This window comes from Gelidibacter salicanalis, from assembly GCF_007997285.1.
GTDB classification, from domain to species: Bacteria; Bacteroidota; Bacteroidia; order Flavobacteriales; family Flavobacteriaceae; genus Gelidibacter; species Gelidibacter salicanalis.
The window spans coordinates 61,740-84,630 of sequence record NZ_VORX01000010.1 but is presented as its reverse complement, the minus strand read 5'-3'; the positions used below and the strand labels follow the sequence as shown (position 1 = coordinate 84,630).

Sequence of the window (22,891 nt, the reverse complement as noted above, 5' to 3'; positions counted from 1 at the left end):
GATCTTACAATCCGCGAGAGAAAAAAAAAGTTAAAACAAAGGAGATAACACATCAAAATTTTGAAATGTTGTTGAGTAGCTGACTAAATAGAAAATTGACGTCCGTGAAGAAATTGATTTACGGTTCAATTGTAAAAATGGTGATGCCTATACCTTTCTATCTTTACCAACATCAATTCCCATAATGAGTTTAATAACTGATACGGCCACTAATAAAGCTAAAGCATAATTCCAAGTGTCAGTCAGGTCATAAATTAAACCGACGATAAACGGTCCTGTTGCTGCTATTAAGTATCCGATAGATTGCACAATTCCTGAAAGTTCAGCAGCAGTTTCGGCATCTTTAGATCTTAGGACAATGAGCAATAGTGCTAATCCGAATGTGCCCCCAAGTACCATTCCAATCAGGCCAACCCAAAGTTCAACCATTCCAAGTTCGGGTATCATTAATCCGATTAATGCAATAACTTCAATGATAATTAAAGAAACAATAATTAAACGCTGATCCTTTCTAGAGCCGGCCCATACAGGAATTGCAATGGCACCGATAATTCCTGTGGCTTGTGATAAGGAAAGCATCCAACCTGCATACGAAGCATCAAAACCCCGATCAATCAAGATTGCTGGCAACCACGCTAAAATCACATAAAATGCCCACGACTGAAGCCCCATGTAGAGTGCCATTTTCCAAACCAACATAGAACCACTCAGTTTCTTCATGGCTTCTTTGAAACTTCTACTTGGCACCGTACGATTGATACGTTTGATATTAGGAATCCAAATAATTAAGGCAATAACCGCCAAAACCGCCCAAACACTTAAAGAGCCACGCCAACCTAAATTGAACTCAACAGCTAAAGGAAAACTCAATCCTGCAGCAATAGCGGCTCCAAGCGACATAATACCGGAGTATAAACTTGTTACAAAGCCGGCTTTGTGAGGAAAGTTTCTCTTTATTAACGCAGGAATCAATACGTTTCCAAATGCAATGGCTATCCCCAACATTATAGTACCTAAATACAACCCAAAAATGCCAACTGAGGAACGAATTATGATGCCCAAGGTCAGTAAAATTAAAGCAGCTAATAGGGTGTTCCCAATACCAAAACGCTTGGTAAATAACGGCGTAATTGTAGAAACAATACCGAAAGCTATCAATGGTAAGGTGGTGAGCAATCCTAATAACGTTTCAGAAAGCCCAACATCAGCACGAATCATATCCACCAAAGGACCAATACTTGAAAGTGCTGGTCGTAAATTGATAGCTACAAACAAAACCCCCACTAGCAATAGCGTTCGTGAAGCTTTGTTTAATCCGTTTGAATCTTGTGTTCCCATATCCATCAAAAATAAAGGACATATAAATGTCCCAGTTTTTTATGATTAGCATTTGTTATTAAAATTCCCAATGGTAATTCAATCCTTTTAAAAAGAATGCAGCTACACAATGTGAAGCTTTACTTTCCATTATCGGATTGAAGTGCAAAAGGACATGCTAACAAAAAGATTACAAAATTAGGCTTTTGTTTCTAGAAGATCGAGAGATTGTAGTTATAAACAAGAAACATAATTAAAAGGTTTTCTCTAGTTTAAACTAACCGTATTTACTTTAGCTATGGGCTGAAAAATTAACAGCAAAGGTTTGAAGGAAGAATTCCGTATTTTTTGTAGAAACACTTTGAAAAATATGCAGGCGAACTAAATCCTGTTTGATACGCAATTTCTGAGATATTGCCGCGTTGTTTTCTTAATAGTTGTAGTGCTTTATTTAAACGATAATCTCTCAAAAATAAGTTGGGAGATTTGCCGACAACGTCAACAATTGTTCTGTAAAATTTAGATTTACTATACCCAAGACACTGTTCGAAATCCTGCACATTTGTAGAAGGTTGCGACCAAACAGCTTCTGTATATGCCATCAATTGGTTTATAAAAGTTTCTTCCGACGTATTTACAACATGAAGCGCATTACCATTTGGGATTGGCGAATTTTGATTCTCCCCTTCATAAAGATCTTTTAGGGCTCTCGTGATTGAAAAATTACCTTTAGCTATATCACTTAAATAATCAGAAGTTTTAATGGTGTCTTCAAATATTGCTTGCTTGTCGGTTACCGGAATGCCAGCGCTGATCCCAATTTTCAATTCCAGATTAGGATTAATGGCTGTGTATAATTCTTGAATTTTGATGCCACAAGTTATGGCATCAGTCACCGATTTAAAGGAGATTAAAAAACTGTCTGCCTTATGTTTCACAATTCGGCCATTGCAGCTTGTCGTGATTCTTTTTATAGTGCGTGAGCAATTTTTAATGGCAGTTTTTAATAAATTAGCATCGGTTGGAATTAAGTTTTTCCGATTTAACTTCACCACCATAATAGACCTAAATGCGGGCTCGTTAATAATGTTTAAACTCACATCTTTCGATTTTTCAGGATCTTCAATCCGACCTAAGAAAGATTCCACTATCGTATCGTTCACTTGAATAATTCGCATCGGAACGGCACCATGTGCGTTTTTGTGTAAATTAATTACCGCTTGCTCATCGGGCGCATCAATTAAACAAAATGCTGTTTTTCGTTTTTCATCACACCAATAGGTGAGCCCTCTACAATTAAATTTATGCTCTATATTCAAATCTGCCTGATGCATTTCAGCCACGTGTTGTGCCGAAACACCTTCAGGAAGTTCATGCAAATCCATAAATAAAGGCATAGTATTGATAATGAGACTACAAGATACAGTAATTAATTTAAAATGTGGCGATTTAGCAGACGGTTTTCCAGCTGTACTTTATTATAATTAGGTGTACTTTAAAAAAAATCTACTTACAAATGCTTAATTGCTTTTAACTTAAACTATAAAAAAAAGCCCACCATTAATGGTGAGCTCTCCTATAAAATTTACCTCAAATTCGAACACGTGTGTATCGATTTCAAAGGTATTCTTAAAAATTTAATACATTTAATTATCGATAGCGATACCAATAGGCATAAGGATCACTTCCATTTCCGCTATATTCAGACCTTGGTTACCTGGTGTTCCAGATTCATTAACTTCAACGCCTTTGGTACCACGTGGCAATTCATATGATTCACCCACAGACGAAGAACCATAGCCAAGATCTCTCATAGAACCTGCGGTTATTCTACTTAGTGGATTTTCTCCTAAATTAAGATAACCTGTCATCAATTCGTTTCTTAAAATAGATTCACGCCAGTGACCTCCTGCAGTACCAGGACCACCACTATTTTCAATAGGCAATTCAAATTTGCCGCCTTCTGCGTTCCAGAAAACGTTGGCTTTGTCGCCTGTAAAATATGGATTGCTTGCAGGACCTGCTCTTAAAGATCTTCTGAAATTCCAAAGTGTACCTACGCCCAAAACATGTCCCATTTCGTGAACTATCACTTCTTCAAATAAATCTATCTCATCTAAAAATGCTAAATCAGCCACATCAAACTGCATTACTCCAGATAAGGTCAAATTATCACTGTTACGTACATATCTTGGTCCAGCGGATCCAAGAATTCCACCTCGTCCGTCAATATTGACAAGTGCAACTTCAATAATGATATCATCGATGGTTCCCTCTATGGGCGGTACGCCACCAAAAGCTGACGGAAGTGTCCCTGTAAAGGAAGGCACATCAGCAATGATTATGCGCTCCCAACGCGCAACAGCTTGAGCAAAAACTTCGCGTTGTCTTTCTGTTGTTGGTGTTAGATATCTCAATGTGATATCAAAGCGTCCTCTATCCTCAGGACTTCCATTTGCTTCTCCCTTGTAGTTTGGCCCAAATCCATTTACAACCAAAAGTTCACTAGGATCTGGAATCAAGGTTAATACCTGGCTCTCAGTTAGATCAAGTTCTGAATCCATAGTCGAGTTGGAACATGAGGGAAATAAAAAAACGGAGGACATTAAACCGAGCGCAACAAGCCCTCGATAATTTTTTCTTAATGCGTGTTTCATAAACATGGATTGATTAATTGTTATTAAAAAATAATTTGATTTGATAGTCTTCTAAAATAACTAATATAAGATTACATTTTACAATAATATTTACGTAATTAATAACATATTTGTTAAATTTTATCACTTTTGTTTTTTACTATAGAAATACTGCCTTTAAAACCTTGTCGATGCCAATCTTTTCTAATCCCTAGTAATTTGATCTGCACATAAAACTTGAGAGTAAAAGATTGCTAAAAACGACACTATATTTTTGAATTTCCCAACACTATAGCTCACCCAATTAGAGTCTATACTCTATTATTTTGAATGTACCGAAAATTTACACTAATAATTTTACTTATCTTGTCGCTGACCGATAATAACAACAATAATACTACCAACACACATGAGTATAGTTGAATTTTTAAGCTCCATAGTACCTTTTACACAAAACGAATTAAATGACATCCAAGGTCATTTTAAAAAAGAATCAGTTCCCAAAAATCAGATTCTCGTCCATCAAGGTGCTATTTGTAAAACCTTGTATTTTATGGAACAAGGTATGGGCAGAAGTTTCTATACAAAAGAAAATGGAAAGGAAATTACCCAATGGTTTTTTGGGGTTGGAAAATTTATGACCAGTGCCGATAGTTTTTTTCAACAAACCCCAAGTTTGTACAATCTGGAAGTTTTAGTGGACTCTGTGGTATTTAGTATTTCAAAAGAAGACATGGACCAACTCTTTGCGAAGTACCATAAAATGGAAAAACTAGGACGTTTGGTGACTACTGAAATGCTCACCAAAATTGTGAATAAACTCAATGCCATCCAATTTCAAACCGCCAAAGAACGCTATGATTACATGCTGGCTGAGTTCCCTGATATTGCCCATCAAGTGCCGCTTGGGTATATTGCTTCTTATTTGGGAATGACCCAAGAAACCTTAAGCCGCATCCGTAAGTAAACCAAAATGATAACCACCCTTTTAAAATCCTCCTCAAACCTAAAAACTCAAACCTAACTACCCCTTTTTTGATATAGGTCAAAGGAAATCAATATAGTGATACGTAAATTTGCCTAGTATTTAAAACCATTATCTAATGAATTTAAAAAAAAGTGTCTTAAAACTATTTTTGATGGTCGTGGCAATCGCAGTGCCAATGTCTCTATCTGCACAGCAATTAGATCCTGTGCTGCAAGAATTGATTCAGAAAGGCATCAATAAGAATCATAAGCTTAATTCCAACCGAATTGATGCCGCGCAAGCGCAAGTAGATCAGCAATTGGCGAAATCTGTTTTCTTGCCAAAAATCACTCTTAATGGGAGTTACACCAGGCTAAATGACGACATTACATTTGATGAAAACACGCAAAATTTACTAATTGGCACTCAAAAGTTGGTCATAAAGGATGCTATCGGTATTCCGTTTAATACACCCTTTCCTGAAAATGTTCCTTTAACGGAGGTTCCCAATCTACAAAATAAAAACATTTTAAAATCGTCGGTCGATTTAGACTGGGTATTGTTTAGCGGATTCGAAGCTACAAACGCCCTAAAAGCAAGTCAACATAAAGAATCGTCCCTAAACTATGTTGGGTTGGCCGAAAAAGATAAAGTCGCTTTACAAATCATTGAAGCTTATGACAAATTAGCCTTGGTAAAAGCCTCTAAAAAAGTGCTGTCGGCATCTGAAGACTACTTAAATGAACAGGTGTTTTATGTGAAAAAAGCGATAGAAAATGGCCTAGCAACACCAATCAGCAGAAAAAAAATTGAATTGGCACAACAGCAATTGGCTGGCAAGCAATTAGAATTTGAACATAATAACATTTTACTGATTGAACTTCTACATCAGTTAACGGGTGAAACTAAAGAAAATTTGAGATTGTTAGATCCGGAATTGCAATCCTTTGCAGTTTCAGAAGCTGCTAACGCTGAAAAGCGCAACGAAATTAAGGCTTTAGAAGAAGCTGAAAAAGCGACCTTATACAAAGCCAAAATGGAGAAAAGCAGTTTTATTCCGAAAATTGCGGTAAAAGGTCATTATGAATTTATTGAAGACGATTTATCGCTTTTAGATCCTAAGTGGTTTATTGGCGCAGGTGTGCGATGGACGCTTTTTGATGGGAACCAATCGCGATTGAACAGCAAGAAAACACTTTTGGAAAGTCAAAGATACCGTGACCAAATAGAAGATGCTGAAGAGATGATTGCGTTGAGTATTACAAAAGCAGAATTAACCTATCAGGCGGCACTGCAAAACACCACAATTGTGCAGAAAGAAATAGAATTGGCGAATGACACTTATGAAATGATTAATAAGCAGTATAAAAACAATTTAGCGTCCATCAATGATGTGCTGGATGCATTGAATGATGTTGAAAAAGCCAATTTCAAACTACAAGAATCGAATTTTAATGAACGCCGTGCTGTAGCTGATTTGTTACACGCTAAAGGTATCCTCACTTACTAAACCGACAACAATTTAAGACATGAAAATAAATACACACATACTTTTAGGCGCCTTTGCCCTACTCTCTTTAAACGCTTGTAAAAACGATAAAATCACTTCTAACCGTGGGAAAGTAAAATTTGAAACCATAGCTGTTAGCAGTAAAATTGGAGGACGGATTGAAAAAATTTATGTTGAAGAAGGCCAAACCGTCAAAAAAGGTGATACTCTAGCATTGATGAATACCCCTGAAGTCAAAGCCAAACTCATGCAGGCCGAAGGCGCAATAACCGCAGCCAAAGGTCAGTTAAACCTTGCATCTAACGGTGCCACAACTGAACAGTTAAACCAAATTGAAGGCCAATTAAACTCTGGAAAAGCGCAATTGGAGTTTGCCCAAGAGTCGTATAACAGGTTGCAAAACATGTATCAGGATTCGCTGGTGAGCCAACAACAATTTGATGAGGTACGTATGAAACTCAATATGGCTAAAGCGCAAGTAAAAGCTTTAGAAGCCAAGCGTGATGAGGTCAGAAAAGGAGCGCGTTCAGAACAAATCGCCCAAGCCCAAGGTCAATTGGACCGTGCCGTTGGCGCTAAGGAAGAAGTATTGTCAGCCTCTGACGAGCAGTATATGATTGCTCCAGCAGATATGACTGTTGAGACCATCAGTTTAGAGGAAGGCGAATTATTAACGCCAGGCTATACCATGTTCAATGGCTATAAAACCAACAGTCTGTATTTTAGATTTACCATTCCGGAATCTAAAATCTACGACTTCAAATTGGGTCAGGAATTGACCTTAGTGAATCCCTATACAAAAGATGAGACAAGCGCTAAAATTGTCGCCATTAAACAAATGGCACAGTATGCTGATATTACCAGCACGGCGCCTTTATATAACTTATCTGAATCTATTTATGAGTTAAAAGTGGTGCCAACATCTGATGTGTCTAAACAAAAGTTTTATACCAACGCAACCATTCTTATCAAATAGGAACCCATGAAAGATTTTAAAAGCTTACTTAAGGTAGAATTCAAGCGTATTTTTTCAAATAGCGTATTGATGGCTATCTTTTTCGGGGCCCCAATTGGGTATGGCATTTTGTTCGGATTTGTTTACCAACAGGCCAAGGTGAAAGATTTACCGATTGTTATTGTTGATCAAGATCGCAGTCCGGTAACCGATCAGATTATTGATGCGTTTATCGCTAATGAAGGATTGTTTGTAAAAGATGTGCGCCCAACTTCTGGGAATATCGTTGCCGAAATGCCTACTGAGCAGTACGCGGCGGTCATTACCTTTCCTACCGATTTTGAAAAGAATGTGCTACAAAAGAAGCACCCTGAAATCCGTGTAGATTTAAACATGGCCAACATCGTTAACGCCAACACAGCAAGCAATCATATCAATACCGTGTTGATGACGATGAATGCGGGAATTGAAATTGAAGGGCTTAAAAAACAAGGCATGCATCCTGACCAGGCTAAAACATCATACGAAAGTTTTAAAATCAATTTTAATAAACTCTATAACTCCACCGGAAACTATGTGACGTTTATGTTGCCAGGGATTTTGGCTGCTATCATGCAACAAATTATATTTTTAGCAATGGCCTTGGCGTTTTCGAGAGATTTTGAAGATGGCTATTTTGGTGATTTAATAAAAAATCACAAGTCGTCGTTATACCTAATTTTCCTAAAAGCCACGCCGTTTTTAATTATGTTACCTTTTATTTGGGCCATCGTCGGTTCGTTTTTTCCATATTTTAGGATCACCGCCGATATTTTCAACTTCCCGATGTTGGTCTTAACGATCTTACTGACCTTGGCTTCTATGGCTATCGGAATGTTATTTTCTATTGCCATCCCTAGTCAGTTAAAAGCTACCGAATTATTGATGGTTATCTCTACGCCTGCATTTATATTAAGCGGATTTACCTGGCCAACGGCAGCAATTCCAGAAGTGATTGCTAGCGTAGCCCAATTTATTCCGGTGACGCAATTTTTGAGTGCATTTCGAAAAATCGCGTTTTATAGAGGTGATTTTGCATCCGTATCTTCGGAAATTACCATGCTAGTACTCATTTTTGGAGTGGCGTTTATCGCGATGGTGTTTTTGCTGCAATTCAAGATAAATAAAACGGCGAAAAAAGACGCAGTGGTTTTAGATGCTTAAGTCCATTGTCTTGAAATCTACCTAGAGGACAAACTGGCAATGCTGTGTAAAAAAGGGAATGTCTCACATTTTGGTTACTTTTGAAAACATTAATTTACGTTTTAATATGAAGTTAAAGTACCTGATCATACCCTTTATAAGTCTGACCCTCACTCATGCCTGTAAACAAAAGCAAGAACATGTCATCGCTATTGATGTACTACTCACGCTTCCTCAAGATGTGTATACTCAAGCGGTTGAACTGAACAAATCGGTGCTACAAAACAATCCTGATAATTTTACTTTAGACGCGCAACATATTCCCCACATCACCATCATGCAAGCTTATGTAAATGAAAGTGATTTGCCAGAAATAGAAAAAGTGCTGGTCGGACTTTATAAAACTATAGAAAATGAGACCTTTTTGGTAGATACACTCCAATATAATAAGGAAAAAGAAGAAAGTTTCGCTTCCATGGGAATTGAAAAAAGCGAAGCGCTAATGCGGCTACACGACCAGGTGATTAAAGTATTAGAACCGTTTAGTGTGAGCAACGGGACGCAAGAATCGTATGTGCAAAATGAAGATGGGACGCCTATTGATGATTTCACCATCGCCTATGTACCGAAATTCATTAGTCATCACAGCTATGAAAATTATAATCCGCACATTAGTTTGGGTGTAGCAGATACTTCCGTTTTAGACAGTTTAGAAACTCATAAATTCCATCCTACTAATTTTAAAGCTCCTACTTTGGCACTGTATCATTTAGGGAACTATGGAACGGCAAGAAAATTACTTTGGGAATCAAACTAAATCGGTTAATCCAACATAATGATTTGACTCTTCAGAGCCCATTTCCCATCTTGCTCCACACTGCGGGTAACCGTAATTTTATTGACGCCTGATTTCTTGAAAACGTCAATAAGCTTTAAGCCTTTATGCACTGTGGTGTTGATAAAAATGGGTTCAGTAAGTAATGCACCGTTGGTTGGATTAAACACGTATAACGTCTTAGAAGTCGGTTTAATATCCCAAAAACCAATCTCATCAGCACCATCTCTATTTAGATCTTTGAGGTTATCTAGCTCTGACTTGTACGCCCCTTTTATAGTGATGTTTTCTAAATCAGCACTGCTAAAAACGATAATGCTATCACACCCGCCTTTGCATTTTATTGCATCGCTATTTTGACCTTCTGTCGTTTTTGATGCGATTAATTCTGGAGAAATGACCGTGGCATAATCAGATAATCCATCACCATTAAAATCGCCAAAAAGTTGCCTTTTATTAGCAATAATGCGATTGTTTTCTCGTGCTTTCGGAAAAATTGGCGCATCTAAATCGTTAACCGTTTCAGCCACACCTTCACGTAGAATTCTGAAATCGCCATTTTTGATGGTTACGGATAGATAAGAATCGTAATCAGCTTCTATTCCGTTATAGCTCACGTGAGTAGTAAAGGTAACCAAATATATTCCTGACTCTTCCGTTACTTCAATGTCATCGTTTAAAATGCTTTGGGTATAGTCAGGAAATTGTTCAAACAGCATCTTTTTGTCCTGCATCACTTGCGCTCTGGTACGTTGCTTCCCGTAATAAGAAACCACATTCATGTAATTGGGCGCTAAGTAAGGTGATTTTAATAGAGTATGCGACTCATTCCATTGTTCTACAAATTTTCGTAGTTTATTTTCGTCATTAGAATTCACTTCTTTGCAGCCAAATAATAAGACGACAAAAAATAAGGACAGCACATACTTCATAAATTTATTGGGATTTTAGCTTCTATAGGAATGTTAAAGATACGTGTATTTTTAAATAGATAAAAGATAAGTAGCGCACCAAAAGGCTATTTCGTTAATGCTTTAATAATCCGTTCTTCATTTATAACTATATCCCTAAACAGTACATGAGGGAATTCTTGATATTTTGACATTTTGAAGGATTCAAATATTTTAGACAATGTTGAGGCTGTAATAAGCGATAAATTCATTTCAGTATCCATTTCACAGTCATATATAAAGTCATCGCTGAACTCTGGCGATACCAAAAGCATTTTTGCAATTCTTAAGTTATTTTTAAGTGCAAGATTTTGATATGATTTTAATTGTCTTGATACAGTGCTAAACTTATTATAACCTCTTTCTTTACTTGTCTTACATTCCACAATTATAATTTCATCATTACCTAGATTAAGGAGTATATCAATCATATCCTTTTGAGTGTTTAATTTATTTTTAAATTTATCATCTACATTAAAACCAAGTCCTTTAAAAATAATTTTTGTGAGTTCCTCAAATTTTAATCCTAACTCGCTTTCTTTGACCGATATTCCGTTTTCTTTTAAAAGGTTTAAGTTTCGATACCCAACATTAGCATAGTTTTCAAGATATAAATTCTCTACATCTTTATAATGATCTAGAATATTTAAAATAGCGTCTCCTCGTTGTTTAATTCCATTATCTAGGATGAATTTAGACATATCTGGTTTAGTTATTAAATCTAAAATATCTCTAGGTTTTATATTATAATCCAATAAATAATCTGCACTTAAAACATATTCGTCATTGAGTTCGAATTGTTCTTTAAGTTCTTTGTTAAGTTTTGGTAAGGATTGATTTAGTTCGGAGAGCATCTTATCGAATCCATCAATTGAAATACCAACTTTCTCATCTTTTTCGATATTATCAAAATACTCTATTAAACTCTGAATTTTATCTTCTAGAGTACTGCCCTTAAGGTTAGGAATATTTAAACCTTTCTCACATAGTTCATTTAGAGTCTTTTTCTTTTCAGTTAAATTTGTTCCTTCCTTATAGATCCCATAGGTGAGCAAGTCAGTAAACGAAACTCCCTGATCAATAATTTCTTCAATTTTTACTGACGTCGGTAATTTTCTATCAATATTATGTTCTTTGGCAATTTGATTAATGATTGGGTCGCGTAACAACTTTAAAGTACGTCTATAGAATTTTTCTGCAATTTCCTTTTCTCTCACCTTTCTTAATAATCTAACTATTTCATCAGCAACATAAATTGTATTTTCTTTTTTAGAATAAAAAATAACTCCCAAGTTTTTTAAATTCGTAATGACATCTTGAATCTCTTCTTTTTTAATAGGTAGAATAGAATATTTGATGAGTTTAACATCTTCTTGAGAAAGACCTAGTTGTTTTGATAACGTTAAAATAATTGAATGCTCATCAGCCGTTATTTTTGCGTCTCGGTTGTTTGCAATATCATTATTATACGCTGTTGACAAACAGGCTTTGTATATTCTATAATCTCTTTTCCTTGATTCGCTGAGTTCTGATTTTTCATTCAACAATTCAGTATTGAGTGTTTTAATTTTTAATTTTAAATTCTTGATTTCCTTTTCATATAATCTAGAAAACCAATCTTGTCTCATTAAACAATTACCATCTCGAATTATGATATCGATCAAAATGTCTAATTGTGAGTTAGTTTCTTGAAATTCACATTTCAAATATTCCGTAAATTCTGATGAAATTAAAGCGAAGATATTAGACACATTTCGACTATCAACCGATTTAAGTCCTTTGTCTGATGAACTTAAAATCTTATCTATCTCAATTGAATTCTGCGGATTTTTAGAAATTATATTATCGATTATCTTAATAAAGGAGTTCTTTTCCAGTGAACCCAACTTGTCTAATATTTTTTCTAATTTCATATTTATTCTTGTTAAGATTAATAAATTTCACATGACAATTTGTACCCAAGTATATGGGCAGATTATCGTATTGCATTCCAAACAATTGGAAGCTATTTTATTAGGGAGAATCTTACAAACATAATATTATTAGGGATAGATTGTAATAAATTTGTTAAAAATGTATAAATAGTTTGCTATCCTGATCATTTGATGTCTATAACTATCTATTTCCATTTTAAATGAATATAAATTTCCAGATATTATTATTCCTTAGAATCTAGAATATTGAAACAATATTAAAGACCTAAGAGTGAATCCATTTTTCCATTCGTCAAGCTTATCGATAAGCTCCATTATTTTTTAAATCATGAATCATTTGTTGCATCATTTATGCTCTTCTGAAGCGTAAATTACGCATTTCATTATAACATTCTGTAACATATAAAGGGTTGATAGTGAATTAATACTAGTCTTTAGGGCGTCTTTTGCTCCTTCTCCATAATATGTAAAAGATAATCAACAAAATGGGCAGAATGATATAGACGATGAGATCAAAAGGGTTGGAAAAATCCATAGGGCTGTTATCATCTGGGTTTCGAGTCCCTTGTGGTAATTGAATGAGTAATGAATATAGTATGATTAGCATTTGTTATGAATAAATGATTAGCACTCAATTTACGGAATAAATTAGTGAATCCGAATTAAATTATAGCCGATTAATTCCGGCCGTAACATAAAAAAACCGTCCCGATGACCTCGAAACGGTTAGATTTTTATAGTTAAACCGTTTATGTTTCACGCCGCAATACCTCTAACGGTGAACTTCTCAACACGGATTGAATGTTGCTTAAGCCAATGGCCACTACCAAAAGGGTAATACCTGGCAGAAACACTATAAATGGAACAAGTGAAGGTATAAACGGTTCTTTAAATACGAAAAGTGCCAAACACAAACTGCTGATCAGGGCAAGGATAATTCCTACTAAACTTCCCAACAATCCTAAAAACACATATTCAAAAGCTGAAATTTGTAAGATCTGTGAATTTTTCGCACCCAGTGTGCGGAGCAACACACTTTCTTTAATCCGTTGGTATTTGCTGGTTCTTACGGAGCCAATCAAGACAATAATTCCGGTTATAATACTGAAAAACGCCATAAAGTTGATCACCCACGATACCTGATCTAAAATATCCTCCACAAGAGTATAGACTTGGCGCAAATCAATGATGGTGACGTTGGGGAAATTGGACACCAAATTCTGTTGCAGCGCTGCCGAGCTAGCATCGTCAGGTACTGAAGTGGTTAAAACATTAAATTGTGGTGCCTGTTCCAAAACGCCAGCAGGAAAAACGATGGTAAAATTGAGTTGCATTTGTGCCCAATCTACTTTACGAATACTGCCAACGGTGGTCTCCATCAATACGCCTTGTACATTAAACACCACCGGATCGCCTACGCTTAGTTTGGCATCGTCGGCTAAATTATCTGAAATGGAAATGGCTATTGGATCATTGGCATTAATTTGGGAAACCCACTCGCCTTCTACCACTTCTTCAGATTCGGTCAATTCATCACGATAAGTCGTTCTAAATTCATGGTTTAAGACCCAACCACGGATTTGGCGGGTGGTATCTTGGCGTAACTCATTCACCAAAGTTCCATTTATGCTGTGCATCCGCATCGTCACCAACGGAATGTTATTAAGAACCGTTAAGCTATTAGCCGTAATAGTTTGAGCTACCGAATCCAATTGCGGCGGTTGCACATCTAAAACAATGATATTGGCATTTTCTGAAGTCTGCCCTACTTCTGTTTTAGACAGAAGAATATCTTTAGTAAAATACAAGGTGCTGATTAAAAATGTTCCCAAGCCGATCGCTACCACTAAAACTACGGTTTGATTGTTGGGGCGGAACAGATTCAGCAGACTTTGGCGCGCGGTGAAGTTCCAATGTTTAGGAAAAAAGCGTTTCACGGTTTTGATAAATCCTAAGGCAACCCCGGCCAAAATAATAAACGTAATCACGGTACCGGCCACAAATGCCAAGGCATAAAGAGGCTCTTTGATCAGCCAGAATGAAAATAAATACAAGAAGACCAATATGGCTCCAAATACAAGAAGTCGAATTTTAGTAGGTTCTTGAGATGCCTTTTCATCCACGCGCAGCACATCTAATGGCGATACATACCACGTGCGCAATAAGGGCAACAGCGCAAATAAAATAGACATGAAAAGCCCTAAGAACACACCTATTAAAATAGGTGCTGGCGTAATACTGATGACCAGCGTAAACGGTAAAAAGTCTTTAAGGAGATACGGAAATAATTGTTGAAGTCCCACACCAATCAGTGAACCCACCAGTCCGCCAACAATCCCGATGCCCGCAATTTGGATCAAGAAAATCAGAAAACTTTGAAGTCGGGATGCGCCCATACATTTTAAAACTGCGATAGCGCGTAATTTCTCTTTAATATAAATATGTACGGAGCTGGCAATACCTATACACCCTAATAATAAGGCAATAAACGCAGCTAGATTCAAGAACTTGCCCACGTTATCATATCGTTGTCCCAATCTGTTTGTCGTGCTGGTATGCGTGTCTAAATCGGCATTCTCCAAATCGAGTTGCGGTTCTAATTGATCTTGAAGTTGTTTGAGATTAACGGTATCCGAAACTTTATAATAATATTGATATTCTTTTCGGCTTCCAAATTGCAGTAATTGAGTGGCCTCTATAAATCGATACGGCACCACCACTGGCGGTGCTACAGAACTCGAAAACGCAGAACTTCCCGGAATAGATTTTAATGCACCGGCAATTGGAAGTGTCAATTCTCCAATTTTGATGGAATCTCCAGGCTTAACCTTAAACTGCAACATCAATGTGGCATCCACTAGCACGCCACCAGATTCCTGGTAGGTTCCGGAAACAGCAGAAGGCTCTGTATCGAGGCTCCCATAAAAGGGAAAACCACCTTCAAGACCACGCACCTGTACCAATTTAGTGCCACCATTTTTGGGGAATGCAATCATCGATACAAACTTGACTTCAGAAGCATCAGGCTGTAAGGAATCGATAATGGACTGTGCACGTACAGTAGGTTCTTGTCGAGAATCAATGATAAAATCAGCCCCCATCAAACTTTTTGATTGACGCTGAATATTATCTTTTAAATTGGTGCTGAATAATTGTATGGATACCACGGCGGCAATGCCCAAAATAATGGACGCCATAAATAAGAGCAAGCGCACTTTACTAGCTTTGGCATCTCGCCAGGCCATTTTAAAAAGCCAAGGCAATTGTAAGGAAGTGTTGTTATTGGAATTGTTCACAGTGCAGAAGTCAGTTGATTGGTTACTATTTTACCGCCTTTAAGTTTTAGGATTTGTTGGGTTCGGTTGGCCAATTCTAAATCGTGCGTAATGATCACCAAGGTGGTGCCATTTTCTTTGTTGAGGTCAAATAACAACTGAATGACCTTCTCTCCGGTTTCTTCATCTAAATTCCCCGTAGGTTCATCAGCGAATAAAATTGATGGTGAATTTGCAAACGCGCGGGCAAGGGCCACACGCTGCTGTTCGCCACCCGAGAGTTGCGACGGATAATGGTGCACCCGATCGCCTAGTCCAACTTTTTCCAACAAGGTTTTACTTTTTTCTGTGGCATCTTTCGTGCCCTGCAATTCTAAAGGCACACTTACATTTTCGAGGGCTGTTAGGGTTGGTAACAACTGAAAATTCTGAAAAATAAATCCGACGTTTTTATTCCGCAATTGTGCGCGTTGGTCTTCGTTTAAGCTATTTAAGACTTGTCCACACAACTCTACATTACCAGCATTAGGTTGGTCTAAACCAGCACAAATTCCTAACAAGGTCGTCTTACCGCTGCCTGAAGGTCCGACAATAGAAAAGGTTTGGCCCTTCTCAACATCAAAAGAGATGTCGTGTAAGACCGTTAATTGTTTGTTACCACTGGTATATGTTTTTTCCAACCCGGTAATCTTTAATATCTTTGACATTTAATTTTAATTTAAATAGCGATTTATGTTCGAGGCTCAAAATAATCAATTGCAATTACATCTACCAACGTCCAGCGGGCATAAACTCATAAAGTTTTGTTATTTTATATTACCTCTTTTGTTGTTTTCCTGTGGCGATTCTGACGCAAAAAAAAACACAAATATTGATCAAACCGAAACCCAAGTTGAAGAAGCAAAAACGCCAGTAACGGCGACTAAAACTATTTTATGTTTTGGAGATAGTATTACGGCAGGTTATGGATTGGATGATACTACAGAAGCTTATCCGGCTTTGGTACAACAAAAAATTGATTCTTTAGATTTAAATTATACGGTAGTCAACTCAGGCGTCAGCGGCGAAACGACTGCTGGTGGAAAAAGCAGAATCGACTGGGTGATCAAACAACCTATTGATATCTTTTTATTAGAATTAGGTGCCAACGATGGTTTACGTGGTGTGGCTTTGTCAGAAACTCGTGCTAATCTACAGTCGATTATTGATGTGGTAAAAACTAAAAGCCCAGAGACGACTATTATTCTTGCAGGGATGGAATTACCTCCAAATATGGGTAAAGAATATACCACTGGATTTAGAGAATTGTATGCGGATCTTGCCGAAAAAAATAACTTAGAATTTATTCCATTTATACTAAAGGATGTTGGAGGAATTGCCGCTCTAAATCTAGGCGATGGCATTCACCCGAATGTGGAAGGCCATAAAATTTTGGCAGAAACGGTTTGGGATACTTTGGAGCCTTTGGTGAGATAGGTTTGAGGGGTGAGGATTGAGGTATGATTTGACTTAGAAAAACCACCTCGTCTTCTGCTTCTTTTCCGAAGCAGAAGACACTCCTCCTTAAAAGGAGGAGAATTTTTGGTTCATGAATTTCTAATGTTCATTTTATTCTTCTTGGTACGGCACTAAAACATAGCCGTCTCGTTCTTGGCCTTTTTCAAATTTGAAGACACTGATTTGTCCGGGTATTTCTAAATAGGCATATTCTACTTCGCCCATATTGCGAATGCCTTCCAGGCGAAGCGAACTGTAAATTTCTGCTTTGGTGAGGTTTTCTGATTTTAAGCTTTCTTCTATAAATTGGCCATCCTGAATGATCAAAGTCGGTTTTGAATCGACGAATTTGTCAAATCGTGGGAATCTTGTTTTTAGCTTTTCAATGAGGAGCTGCAGAATCAAAATCGTCAACATGACGATAATTGTATAGATGATTGCTACGCTCGGATAAAACATCACATCGCCCACGGCGGAACCTAAAGCAATCACCAACAACAGCTCGAGGGTGGTGAGCTGTTGACGGGAACGTTTCCCCGCCAGTCGCAATAAAAGCAAGGCCATTATATAAATGACCACCACGCGTAAAAACAGTTCGGCCAAGAAGAATAAGGGTTGTTCCCCTACAAATATTCTTGTCCAATCGAAAGAAGTCACTTGATCCATAACATCTGATTTAGAGACTGACAAATTACGAAAATTAGTAACGTGAACATCAATTGGGAATCCATTAAAAAACCACCTGGTCTTCTGCTTCCCTGCCGAAGCAGAAGCCACTCCTCCTTTGAAAAAAGAGGAGAATTTTTTGAATTTGATATATGTCTCAAAACATATACTAAATAACAGAACAGTGGATAATCCTGCAGAAATCAGTCCAACCACAATTACCAACCCGATACCTACAGAGAATTTGGTCACAACATAGGTTGGAATAATTTCATCCATTTTTAAGGTTGTTCCGTTCACGGTGAAATCAGGAAAACTTATTCGGGCAAATCGTCCAACAATCACCACTATAAAGAAAATAATCATAAAAGAAATACCACTAATTAAATAGGTGTTTACTATTGTCGAATCTTTTAATAATAAGGATTTGGGTGATGATATGCGGCTGACAGACTATAGCGACACCAATAACAATTTGGGTGACGATAATTTCAAAGTAATCACAAATAAGAAACTTGACGGATTGGTGGGTTTGATCAAATTAGGATCTATGGCATTATGTTTCTGCATAAAACCTTTAATACCATCCGTAAAAAAATCGGCACTGGACCCAATTAAGATAATGGCCACAATACACATAATTATGGCTTGAATGGTATTAGTGTAAACCACAGAATTTGCACCACCAAATATCATATATCCAAAAATAAACGTGGTTATGCCCATCAATACATAAAACGGTTCTGCATTAAGCGATTTTAAAATGACCTGGGTGAGCCCAATATTAATTAATACGATAAGGGTCATCAACAGCAGCGCAACAAATGCGAAGAAAATAGCGTAGTTATACTTTTATAGCGCTTTCCAATCCATTGTGCCATGGTTGTGGCCTTTACCACTTTTTTCTGTTTGACGAAGCCTTTGGTAAACACAATTAAAGAGATAAATGCCGCAATGGGTAATACTAAAGCAAATGAAATGACCCCAGAAACACCGTAGAGGGCTATAAATCCTGGATTGATGATAAAGGTTGCTTCACTGGTCATGGATGCCGCTTAAGATAAGCCCACCACCCATGCAGGAAAATTGAAGACACTGTTGTCAATAAAATTAATTTGTTTCTAAATTATTAGCATTCAGCACCCTAAATATCAGCCGGTTTTTTTGTTAATTTAATATAGGATAAAATTGTCCTTTATTGAATTTTCCTATACTTTTGTGGGCTAAATCACCTCTATGTTTTCAAAGTCTTGTGAGTACGGATTAAGAGCAGTAATTTTTATTGCACAACAATCACATCTGGGGCATAAAGCCAGCTTAACTTCGATTTCTCAAGCGGTGGATTCACCTCCGGCATTTACAGCTAAAATTTTGCAGCAATTAGTCAAAAACAACCTCATTGATTCTAGCAAAGGGCCAAAAGGCGGCTTTTTTATGGCACCAGAAGCCATGAAAAACCTTACGCTTGAAGCCGTTGTAAGCGTCTTAGATGGAGATTCCATTTATACCAATTGTGGCTTAGGATTGAAGCAGTGCAATGATAAAAAACCTTGCCCCCTCCACTTCAAATTTGTGGCCATTAAAGAGGAACTCCAAGCAATGCTGCAAAACACCACCTTAATCATGTTGGTCAACGAGATGAATTTAGACCGTTTCCATTTAAAAAGATAACACATTTACATCAATAAAGGATAAATAGACCTTTTTATATTAATTAACAATTCACTTACATTATTTTATGAAAACAGCTTCAATTACTGAACACCTTATTTACAAAACCGACAAACCTGCCATCAGCGTCATGCTGGAGAGTGATCACTCTAAAGAAATCAGAATACTTATGCGCAAAGGACAACTGATGAAAGAACACAAAGCGCCCAACGCCATTGTAGTTTCCCTTTTTGACGGGAAAATCGATTTTGGCGTCCACGGTGAAACCCGAAAACTTAAAAAAGGAGATCTCATCGCCTTAGAGGCAAATGTCCCTCACGATTTATACTGTACTGAAGACGCCATTATCCTTTTATCGCTGTCAAAAAATGATAGCGTGGACCGTGTAAATAAAATTGTAGACTAACCCCAACCAACCAGAAACCATGAGAAAAATTTGGATCGCTTTTATTAGCGTTGTTGTATTGTCATTTATTGTGCTGATATGGATCGGCACCGAGGTTTATCAAACCCAGCCTCCAATTCCTGAACACGTTGTCATTAAAGAAACCAATACTGTGGTCTATACCAAAGCCGATATTCAAATCGGGCAAAATGTATGGGAATCTATTGGCGGCATGGAAGTAGGTTCCATTTGGGGCCACGGAAGTTATGTGGCACCTGATTGGACCGCAGATTGGATACACAAAGAAGCCGTCTACATGCTGGAGCATTGGGCACAAACGGATTATAACACCGCCTATGACGACCTTGATGTGGAAAAGAAAGCTGCTCTTAAGGCACGTCTGATTAAGGATGTCAAAACAAACACTTTTGACGCAGACACCCAAACCATCAGCATTTCACAAATCCGCTGGGATGCCATTTCAGCCAACATTAACCATTATAGTTCTATATTTTCTGACGGTCATGAGCAGTATGCCATTCCGAAAGGCGCGTTAACTGATCCCGTAAAATTAGGGCAGCTAAATGCCTTTTTGTTTTGGACCTCTTGGGCGGCAAGTACCAATCGTCCAGAAAAAGAGTATACCTATACTTCAAACTGGCCCCATGAACCTTTAATTGATAATTTGATCACTGATGACTCTCTCATTTGGTCAGGCTTATCAATTGTTCTGCTCCTACTATTTATAGGAATTCTAACCTACTACTATTTGAGAAACCATGAAAAGGGTGAGATCTTAGAAAAACCAAATTCTGACCCGCTTTCAAAATTACAATTGGTAGGTTCTCAAAAGGCGGTTTTAAAATACTTTATTGTCATCTCATTATTGATTGCACTGCAAGTGGTTTTAGGAGCGCTTACCGTCCATTACACCGTAGAAGGTCAGGCGTTTTTCGGATTTGAGTTATCGCAATATTTACCCTATTCAATTACCAGAACTTGGCATACGCAATTGGCTATTTTTTGGATTGCCGCCACTTGGCTTGCCACGGGACTGTTTTTAGCTCCTATGATTTCTGGGAAAGAAATGAAATACCAAGTATTTGGTATCAACTTCCTGTTCTTTGCCCTAATTATTATTGTGTTAGGCTCTATGATGGGCGAATGGCTTGGTGTGCATCAATTCTTAGATTTAACCACCAACTTTTTCTTTGGGCACCAAGGCTATGAGTATATGGATTTGGGGCGTTTCTGGCAGTATTTCTTGGCCATAGGCTTAGTATTGTGGGTTATTATGGTGGGCAGACATTTGATGTACGCTATAAATAAGAAAGACGAATCAAAAGATCTGATCATTATTTTATTAGTTTCTGTGGTAGCTATAGGTTTATTCTTCTTTTCAGGTTTGATGTATGGAGAAAACAGTAGCTTACCCGTGATTAATTACTGGAGATGGTGGCTGGTACACCTATGGGTGGAAGGCTTCTTTGAAGTTTTTGCAACTGTGGTTATCGCCTTTATTTTTTCTCGAATGAAGGTTATTTCTACAAAAACTGCGGGGCGCGTCTCTGTGGCATCTGCAGCCATATTTTTAGCTGGAGGAATTATAGGAACCTTACACCATTTATATTACTCAGGAACTCCCGTTCAAGCTATTGCTCTTGGAGCTACTTTTAGCGCGTTGGAAGTTGTCCCTTTAACCTTAATGGGCTTTGAAATCAGAGAAAACTGGAACCTTTTAAAAAGCAAAGATTGGATTCAAAAGTACAAATGGCCTATCTTTTTCTTTATTGCCGTTGCCTTTTGGAATTTTATCGGTGCCGGGGTCTTCGGATTTTTAATCAATCCACCCATCGCACTATACTATATTCAAGGTTTAAACACCACAGCAGTACACGCCCACACCGCTTTATTTGGCGTATATGGGATGTTGGGAATGGGCTTTATCATTATATGCCTCCGCTTTTATTCTGACCGGGTGTGGCAAAATACAAAGTTGAAACGGGCGTTCTGGTTATTGAATATCGGATTGACGGCGATGGTTATTTTTAGCTTATTGCCTATTGGTATCATACAGGCGTATACCTCTATTACCAAAGGCTACTCATTTGCCAGAGATGCGGACTTATTATATTCTCCCGTCGTTCAAACCCTAAAATGGTTGCGTATGATTGGCGATGTCATCTTCTCTGTCGGAATCTTTTATTTCTGTTGGTTTACAATAGATGAAACACTCTATAACTACCGACGAAAAAAAGTTGGACAGTAATTCATCGTTTTTATTTTAATTGAGAGGTCAGCAGGATATGCTGACCTCTTTTTTTTTAAAAAGAACTTAAAAACAACCCCTTATGTTCTGCTGCCCGAAAGTAATTTTTATTGCTAGAGATGAGTCTTAGATGGGTCCGCGGAGGATTGCAAAACCAACTCCAAATCCTTATCTTTGCAGTGATCTTAAACCTACAAAAGAAACCCGTGAACCAAATTAGAAGCTATCTCGATCAAATTGCAACCATCTCTAACGTAGACTGGGATTTTTTCACTTCCAAATTGCACCGGCGCGTGATACCAAAGAAAGGCGTTTTTTTACAGGCCAATCAGATTGAAAATTACATTTCATTTATTGAATCAGGGGTGGTCCGTTTATATATTCCAAAGGAAAATCCAGAAAAGGAAATCACTTTCGGTTTTAGTTTTAAAGATCAGTTTGTCAGTGCTTATGATTCCTTTTTAACGCAAACCCCATCAGCCTATGAATTGCAAGCGCTTACTGAGACAACGTTGTTAAGCATCACTTACGACGATTTGCAGGCGGTTTATAAAACCACGCAAATAGGGAATCTTATTGGCCGATTGACTGCTGAGCGTCTATTTTTGATAAAATCTAAACGCGAACAACATTTATTGAATCTTACGGCCGAAGAACGCTACATAAAACTGTTTAAAGAACGCCCAGAACTATTAAAAGAGGTACCCTTGAAATATATCAGCTCTTATATTGGCATTACTGCTCAAGCACTTAGCAGAATCAGAAAGCGTTTATAGACGTATTACTTGACCTAGGTTCATTGTTTCGCACAAACTATCAGTTTATCTTTGTAAAAAAATATT

Annotated in this window: 20 protein-coding genes; 10 read left to right on the top strand and 10 right to left on the bottom strand. The window is 37.5% G+C overall.

What is annotated here, in order from left to right:
* Positions 1-147 precede the first annotated feature (147 nt).
* The 3 genes from ES711_RS15425 to ES711_RS15415 form a co-directional block, all read right to left on the bottom strand.
* Positions 148-1,338: a CynX/NimT family MFS transporter gene (locus ES711_RS15425; protein ID WP_146894205.1), complete on the bottom strand. Its 1,191-nt coding sequence runs from the start codon at positions 1,336-1,338 to the stop codon at positions 148-150.
* Between the two features lie 290 nt (positions 1,339-1,628).
* The gene (locus tag ES711_RS15420; RefSeq protein WP_146894204.1) at positions 1,629-2,714 is read right to left on the bottom strand and encodes a nickel-binding protein; all 1,086 of its coding nucleotides are present in this window, start codon (positions 2,712-2,714) and stop codon (positions 1,629-1,631) included.
* 249 nt (positions 2,715-2,963) lie between these two features.
* Positions 2,964-3,881: a leishmanolysin-related zinc metalloendopeptidase gene (locus ES711_RS15415; protein ID WP_170245287.1), complete on the bottom strand. Its 918-nt coding sequence runs from the start codon at positions 3,879-3,881 to the stop codon at positions 2,964-2,966.
* A 481-nt stretch (positions 3,882-4,362) separates the two neighbouring features.
* Between ES711_RS15415 and ES711_RS15410 the strand changes: the two genes are divergently transcribed.
* The 5 genes from ES711_RS15410 to ES711_RS15390 all read left to right on the top strand — a co-directional run bounded on the left by ES711_RS15410 (position 4,363) and on the right by ES711_RS15390 (position 9,384).
* Entirely contained in the window at positions 4,363-4,920 is a 558-nt protein-coding gene (locus ES711_RS15410) for a Crp/Fnr family transcriptional regulator (RefSeq protein WP_146894202.1), read from the top strand.
* A gap of 136 nt (positions 4,921-5,056) precedes the next feature.
* A complete protein-coding gene (locus tag ES711_RS15405; protein WP_246139217.1) occupies positions 5,057-6,430 on the top strand; it encodes a TolC family protein in 1,374 nt (457 codons plus the stop codon).
* Positions 6,431-6,449: 19 nt separating this feature from the next.
* Positions 6,450-7,406, top strand: coding sequence for an HlyD family secretion protein (locus ES711_RS15400; RefSeq protein WP_146894201.1), 957 nt, complete (start codon positions 6,450-6,452; stop codon positions 7,404-7,406).
* A 6-nt stretch (positions 7,407-7,412) separates the two neighbouring features.
* Positions 7,413-8,588, top strand: a complete 1,176-nt coding sequence (locus ES711_RS15395) for an ABC transporter permease (RefSeq protein WP_146894200.1) — start codon at positions 7,413-7,415, stop codon at positions 8,586-8,588.
* A gap of 106 nt (positions 8,589-8,694) precedes the next feature.
* Entirely contained in the window at positions 8,695-9,384 is a 690-nt protein-coding gene (locus ES711_RS15390; RefSeq protein ID WP_170245286.1) for a 2'-5' RNA ligase family protein, read from the top strand.
* Positions 9,385-9,389: 5 nt separating this feature from the next.
* On the opposite strand, the gene ES711_RS15385 is transcribed toward ES711_RS15390, so the two are convergent.
* The 4 genes from ES711_RS15385 to ES711_RS15365 form a co-directional block, all read right to left on the bottom strand.
* Complete coding sequence (locus ES711_RS15385; protein WP_146894198.1) at positions 9,390-10,334, bottom strand: hypothetical protein; 945 nt, start codon at positions 10,332-10,334, stop codon at positions 9,390-9,392.
* Between the two features lie 86 nt (positions 10,335-10,420).
* On the bottom strand, positions 10,421-12,265 hold the full coding sequence (locus tag ES711_RS15380; protein ID WP_146894197.1) for a helix-turn-helix domain-containing protein: 1,845 nt from the start codon (positions 12,263-12,265) through the stop codon (positions 10,421-10,423).
* 770 nt (positions 12,266-13,035) lie between these two features.
* The gene (locus ES711_RS15370; RefSeq protein WP_146894221.1) at positions 13,036-15,531 is read right to left on the bottom strand and encodes an ABC transporter permease; all 2,496 of its coding nucleotides are present in this window, start codon (positions 15,529-15,531) and stop codon (positions 13,036-13,038) included.
* Between the two features lie 47 nt (positions 15,532-15,578).
* Positions 15,579-16,268 (bottom strand): ABC transporter ATP-binding protein, encoded by a 690-nt coding sequence (locus ES711_RS15365; protein ID WP_146894195.1) that lies wholly within the window; start codon positions 16,266-16,268, stop codon positions 15,579-15,581.
* Between the two features lie 25 nt (positions 16,269-16,293).
* Between ES711_RS15365 and ES711_RS15360 the strand changes: the two genes are divergently transcribed.
* Positions 16,294-17,037: an arylesterase gene (locus ES711_RS15360; protein WP_146894194.1), complete on the top strand. Its 744-nt coding sequence runs from the start codon at positions 16,294-16,296 to the stop codon at positions 17,035-17,037.
* 132 nt (positions 17,038-17,169) lie between these two features.
* On the opposite strand, the gene ES711_RS16405 is transcribed toward ES711_RS15360, so the two are convergent.
* The 3 genes from ES711_RS16405 to ES711_RS16395 all read right to left on the bottom strand — a co-directional run bounded on the left by ES711_RS16405 (position 17,170) and on the right by ES711_RS16395 (position 18,770).
* Positions 17,170-18,090, bottom strand: a complete 921-nt coding sequence (locus tag ES711_RS16405; protein ID WP_211363120.1) for a DUF421 domain-containing protein — start codon at positions 18,088-18,090, stop codon at positions 17,170-17,172.
* Positions 18,091-18,177: 87 nt separating this feature from the next.
* A complete protein-coding gene (locus ES711_RS16400) occupies positions 18,178-18,531 on the bottom strand; it encodes a sodium:solute symporter family transporter (RefSeq protein WP_211363118.1) in 354 nt (117 codons plus the stop codon).
* On the bottom strand, positions 18,531-18,770 hold the full coding sequence (locus tag ES711_RS16395) for a hypothetical protein (RefSeq protein ID WP_211363115.1): 240 nt from the start codon (positions 18,768-18,770) through the stop codon (positions 18,531-18,533). Before ES711_RS16395 ends, ES711_RS16400 begins: the two co-directional genes overlap by 1 nt.
* A gap of 190 nt (positions 18,771-18,960) precedes the next feature.
* Here ES711_RS16395 and ES711_RS15350 point away from each other — a divergent pair, with 190 nt between their 5' ends.
* From ES711_RS15350 to ES711_RS15335, 4 genes are all read left to right on the top strand, one after another.
* Positions 18,961-19,395, top strand: coding sequence for an RrF2 family transcriptional regulator (locus ES711_RS15350; protein WP_146894193.1), 435 nt, complete (start codon positions 18,961-18,963; stop codon positions 19,393-19,395).
* Positions 19,396-19,462: 67 nt separating this feature from the next.
* Positions 19,463-19,801, top strand: coding sequence for a cupin domain-containing protein (locus ES711_RS15345; protein ID WP_146894192.1), 339 nt, complete (start codon positions 19,463-19,465; stop codon positions 19,799-19,801).
* Between the two features lie 19 nt (positions 19,802-19,820).
* Entirely contained in the window at positions 19,821-22,049 is a 2,229-nt protein-coding gene (locus ES711_RS15340; RefSeq protein WP_146894191.1) for a nitric-oxide reductase large subunit, read from the top strand.
* Between the two features lie 206 nt (positions 22,050-22,255).
* Positions 22,256-22,825, top strand: coding sequence for a Crp/Fnr family transcriptional regulator (locus tag ES711_RS15335; protein WP_146894190.1), 570 nt, complete (start codon positions 22,256-22,258; stop codon positions 22,823-22,825).
* Positions 22,826-22,891: the final 66 nt, after the last annotated feature.

Bases quoted from the DNA above. Each gene is read 5' to 3' on its own strand.
- ES711_RS15425 (WP_146894205.1), bottom strand. From the start codon at position 1,338: ATGGGAACACAAGATTCAAACGGATTAAACAAAGCTTCACGAACGCTA.
- ES711_RS15420 (WP_146894204.1), bottom strand. From the start codon at position 2,714: ATGCCTTTATTTATGGATTTGCATGAACTTCCTGAAGGTGTTTCGGCA.
- ES711_RS15415 (WP_170245287.1), bottom strand. From the start codon at position 3,881: ATGGATTCAGAACTTGATCTAACTGAGAGCCAGGTATTAACCTTGATT.
- ES711_RS15410 (WP_146894202.1), top strand. From the start codon at position 4,363: ATGAGTATAGTTGAATTTTTAAGCTCCATAGTACCTTTTACACAAAAC.
- ES711_RS15405 (WP_246139217.1), top strand. From the start codon at position 5,057: ATGAATTTAAAAAAAAGTGTCTTAAAACTATTTTTGATGGTCGTGGCA.
- ES711_RS15400 (WP_146894201.1), top strand. From the start codon at position 6,450: ATGAAAATAAATACACACATACTTTTAGGCGCCTTTGCCCTACTCTCT.
- ES711_RS15395 (WP_146894200.1), top strand. From the start codon at position 7,413: ATGAAAGATTTTAAAAGCTTACTTAAGGTAGAATTCAAGCGTATTTTT.
- ES711_RS15390 (WP_170245286.1), top strand. From the start codon at position 8,695: ATGAAGTTAAAGTACCTGATCATACCCTTTATAAGTCTGACCCTCACT.
- ES711_RS15385 (WP_146894198.1), bottom strand. From the start codon at position 10,334: ATGAAGTATGTGCTGTCCTTATTTTTTGTCGTCTTATTATTTGGCTGC.
- ES711_RS15380 (WP_146894197.1), bottom strand. From the start codon at position 12,265: ATGAAATTAGAAAAAATATTAGACAAGTTGGGTTCACTGGAAAAGAAC.
- ES711_RS15370 (WP_146894221.1), bottom strand. From the start codon at position 15,531: ATGGCCTGGCGAGATGCCAAAGCTAGTAAAGTGCGCTTGCTCTTATTT.
- ES711_RS15365 (WP_146894195.1), bottom strand. From the start codon at position 16,268: ATGTCAAAGATATTAAAGATTACCGGGTTGGAAAAAACATATACCAGT.
- ES711_RS15360 (WP_146894194.1), top strand. From the start codon at position 16,294: ATGTTCGAGGCTCAAAATAATCAATTGCAATTACATCTACCAACGTCC.
- ES711_RS16405 (WP_211363120.1), bottom strand. From the start codon at position 18,090: ATGATTATTTTCTTTATAGTGGTGATTGTTGGACGATTTGCCCGAATA.
- ES711_RS16400 (WP_211363118.1), bottom strand. From the start codon at position 18,531: ATGACCCTTATCGTATTAATTAATATTGGGCTCACCCAGGTCATTTTA.
- ES711_RS16395 (WP_211363115.1), bottom strand. From the start codon at position 18,770: ATGACCAGTGAAGCAACCTTTATCATCAATCCAGGATTTATAGCCCTC.
- ES711_RS15350 (WP_146894193.1), top strand. From the start codon at position 18,961: ATGTTTTCAAAGTCTTGTGAGTACGGATTAAGAGCAGTAATTTTTATT.
- ES711_RS15345 (WP_146894192.1), top strand. From the start codon at position 19,463: ATGAAAACAGCTTCAATTACTGAACACCTTATTTACAAAACCGACAAA.
- ES711_RS15340 (WP_146894191.1), top strand. From the start codon at position 19,821: ATGAGAAAAATTTGGATCGCTTTTATTAGCGTTGTTGTATTGTCATTT.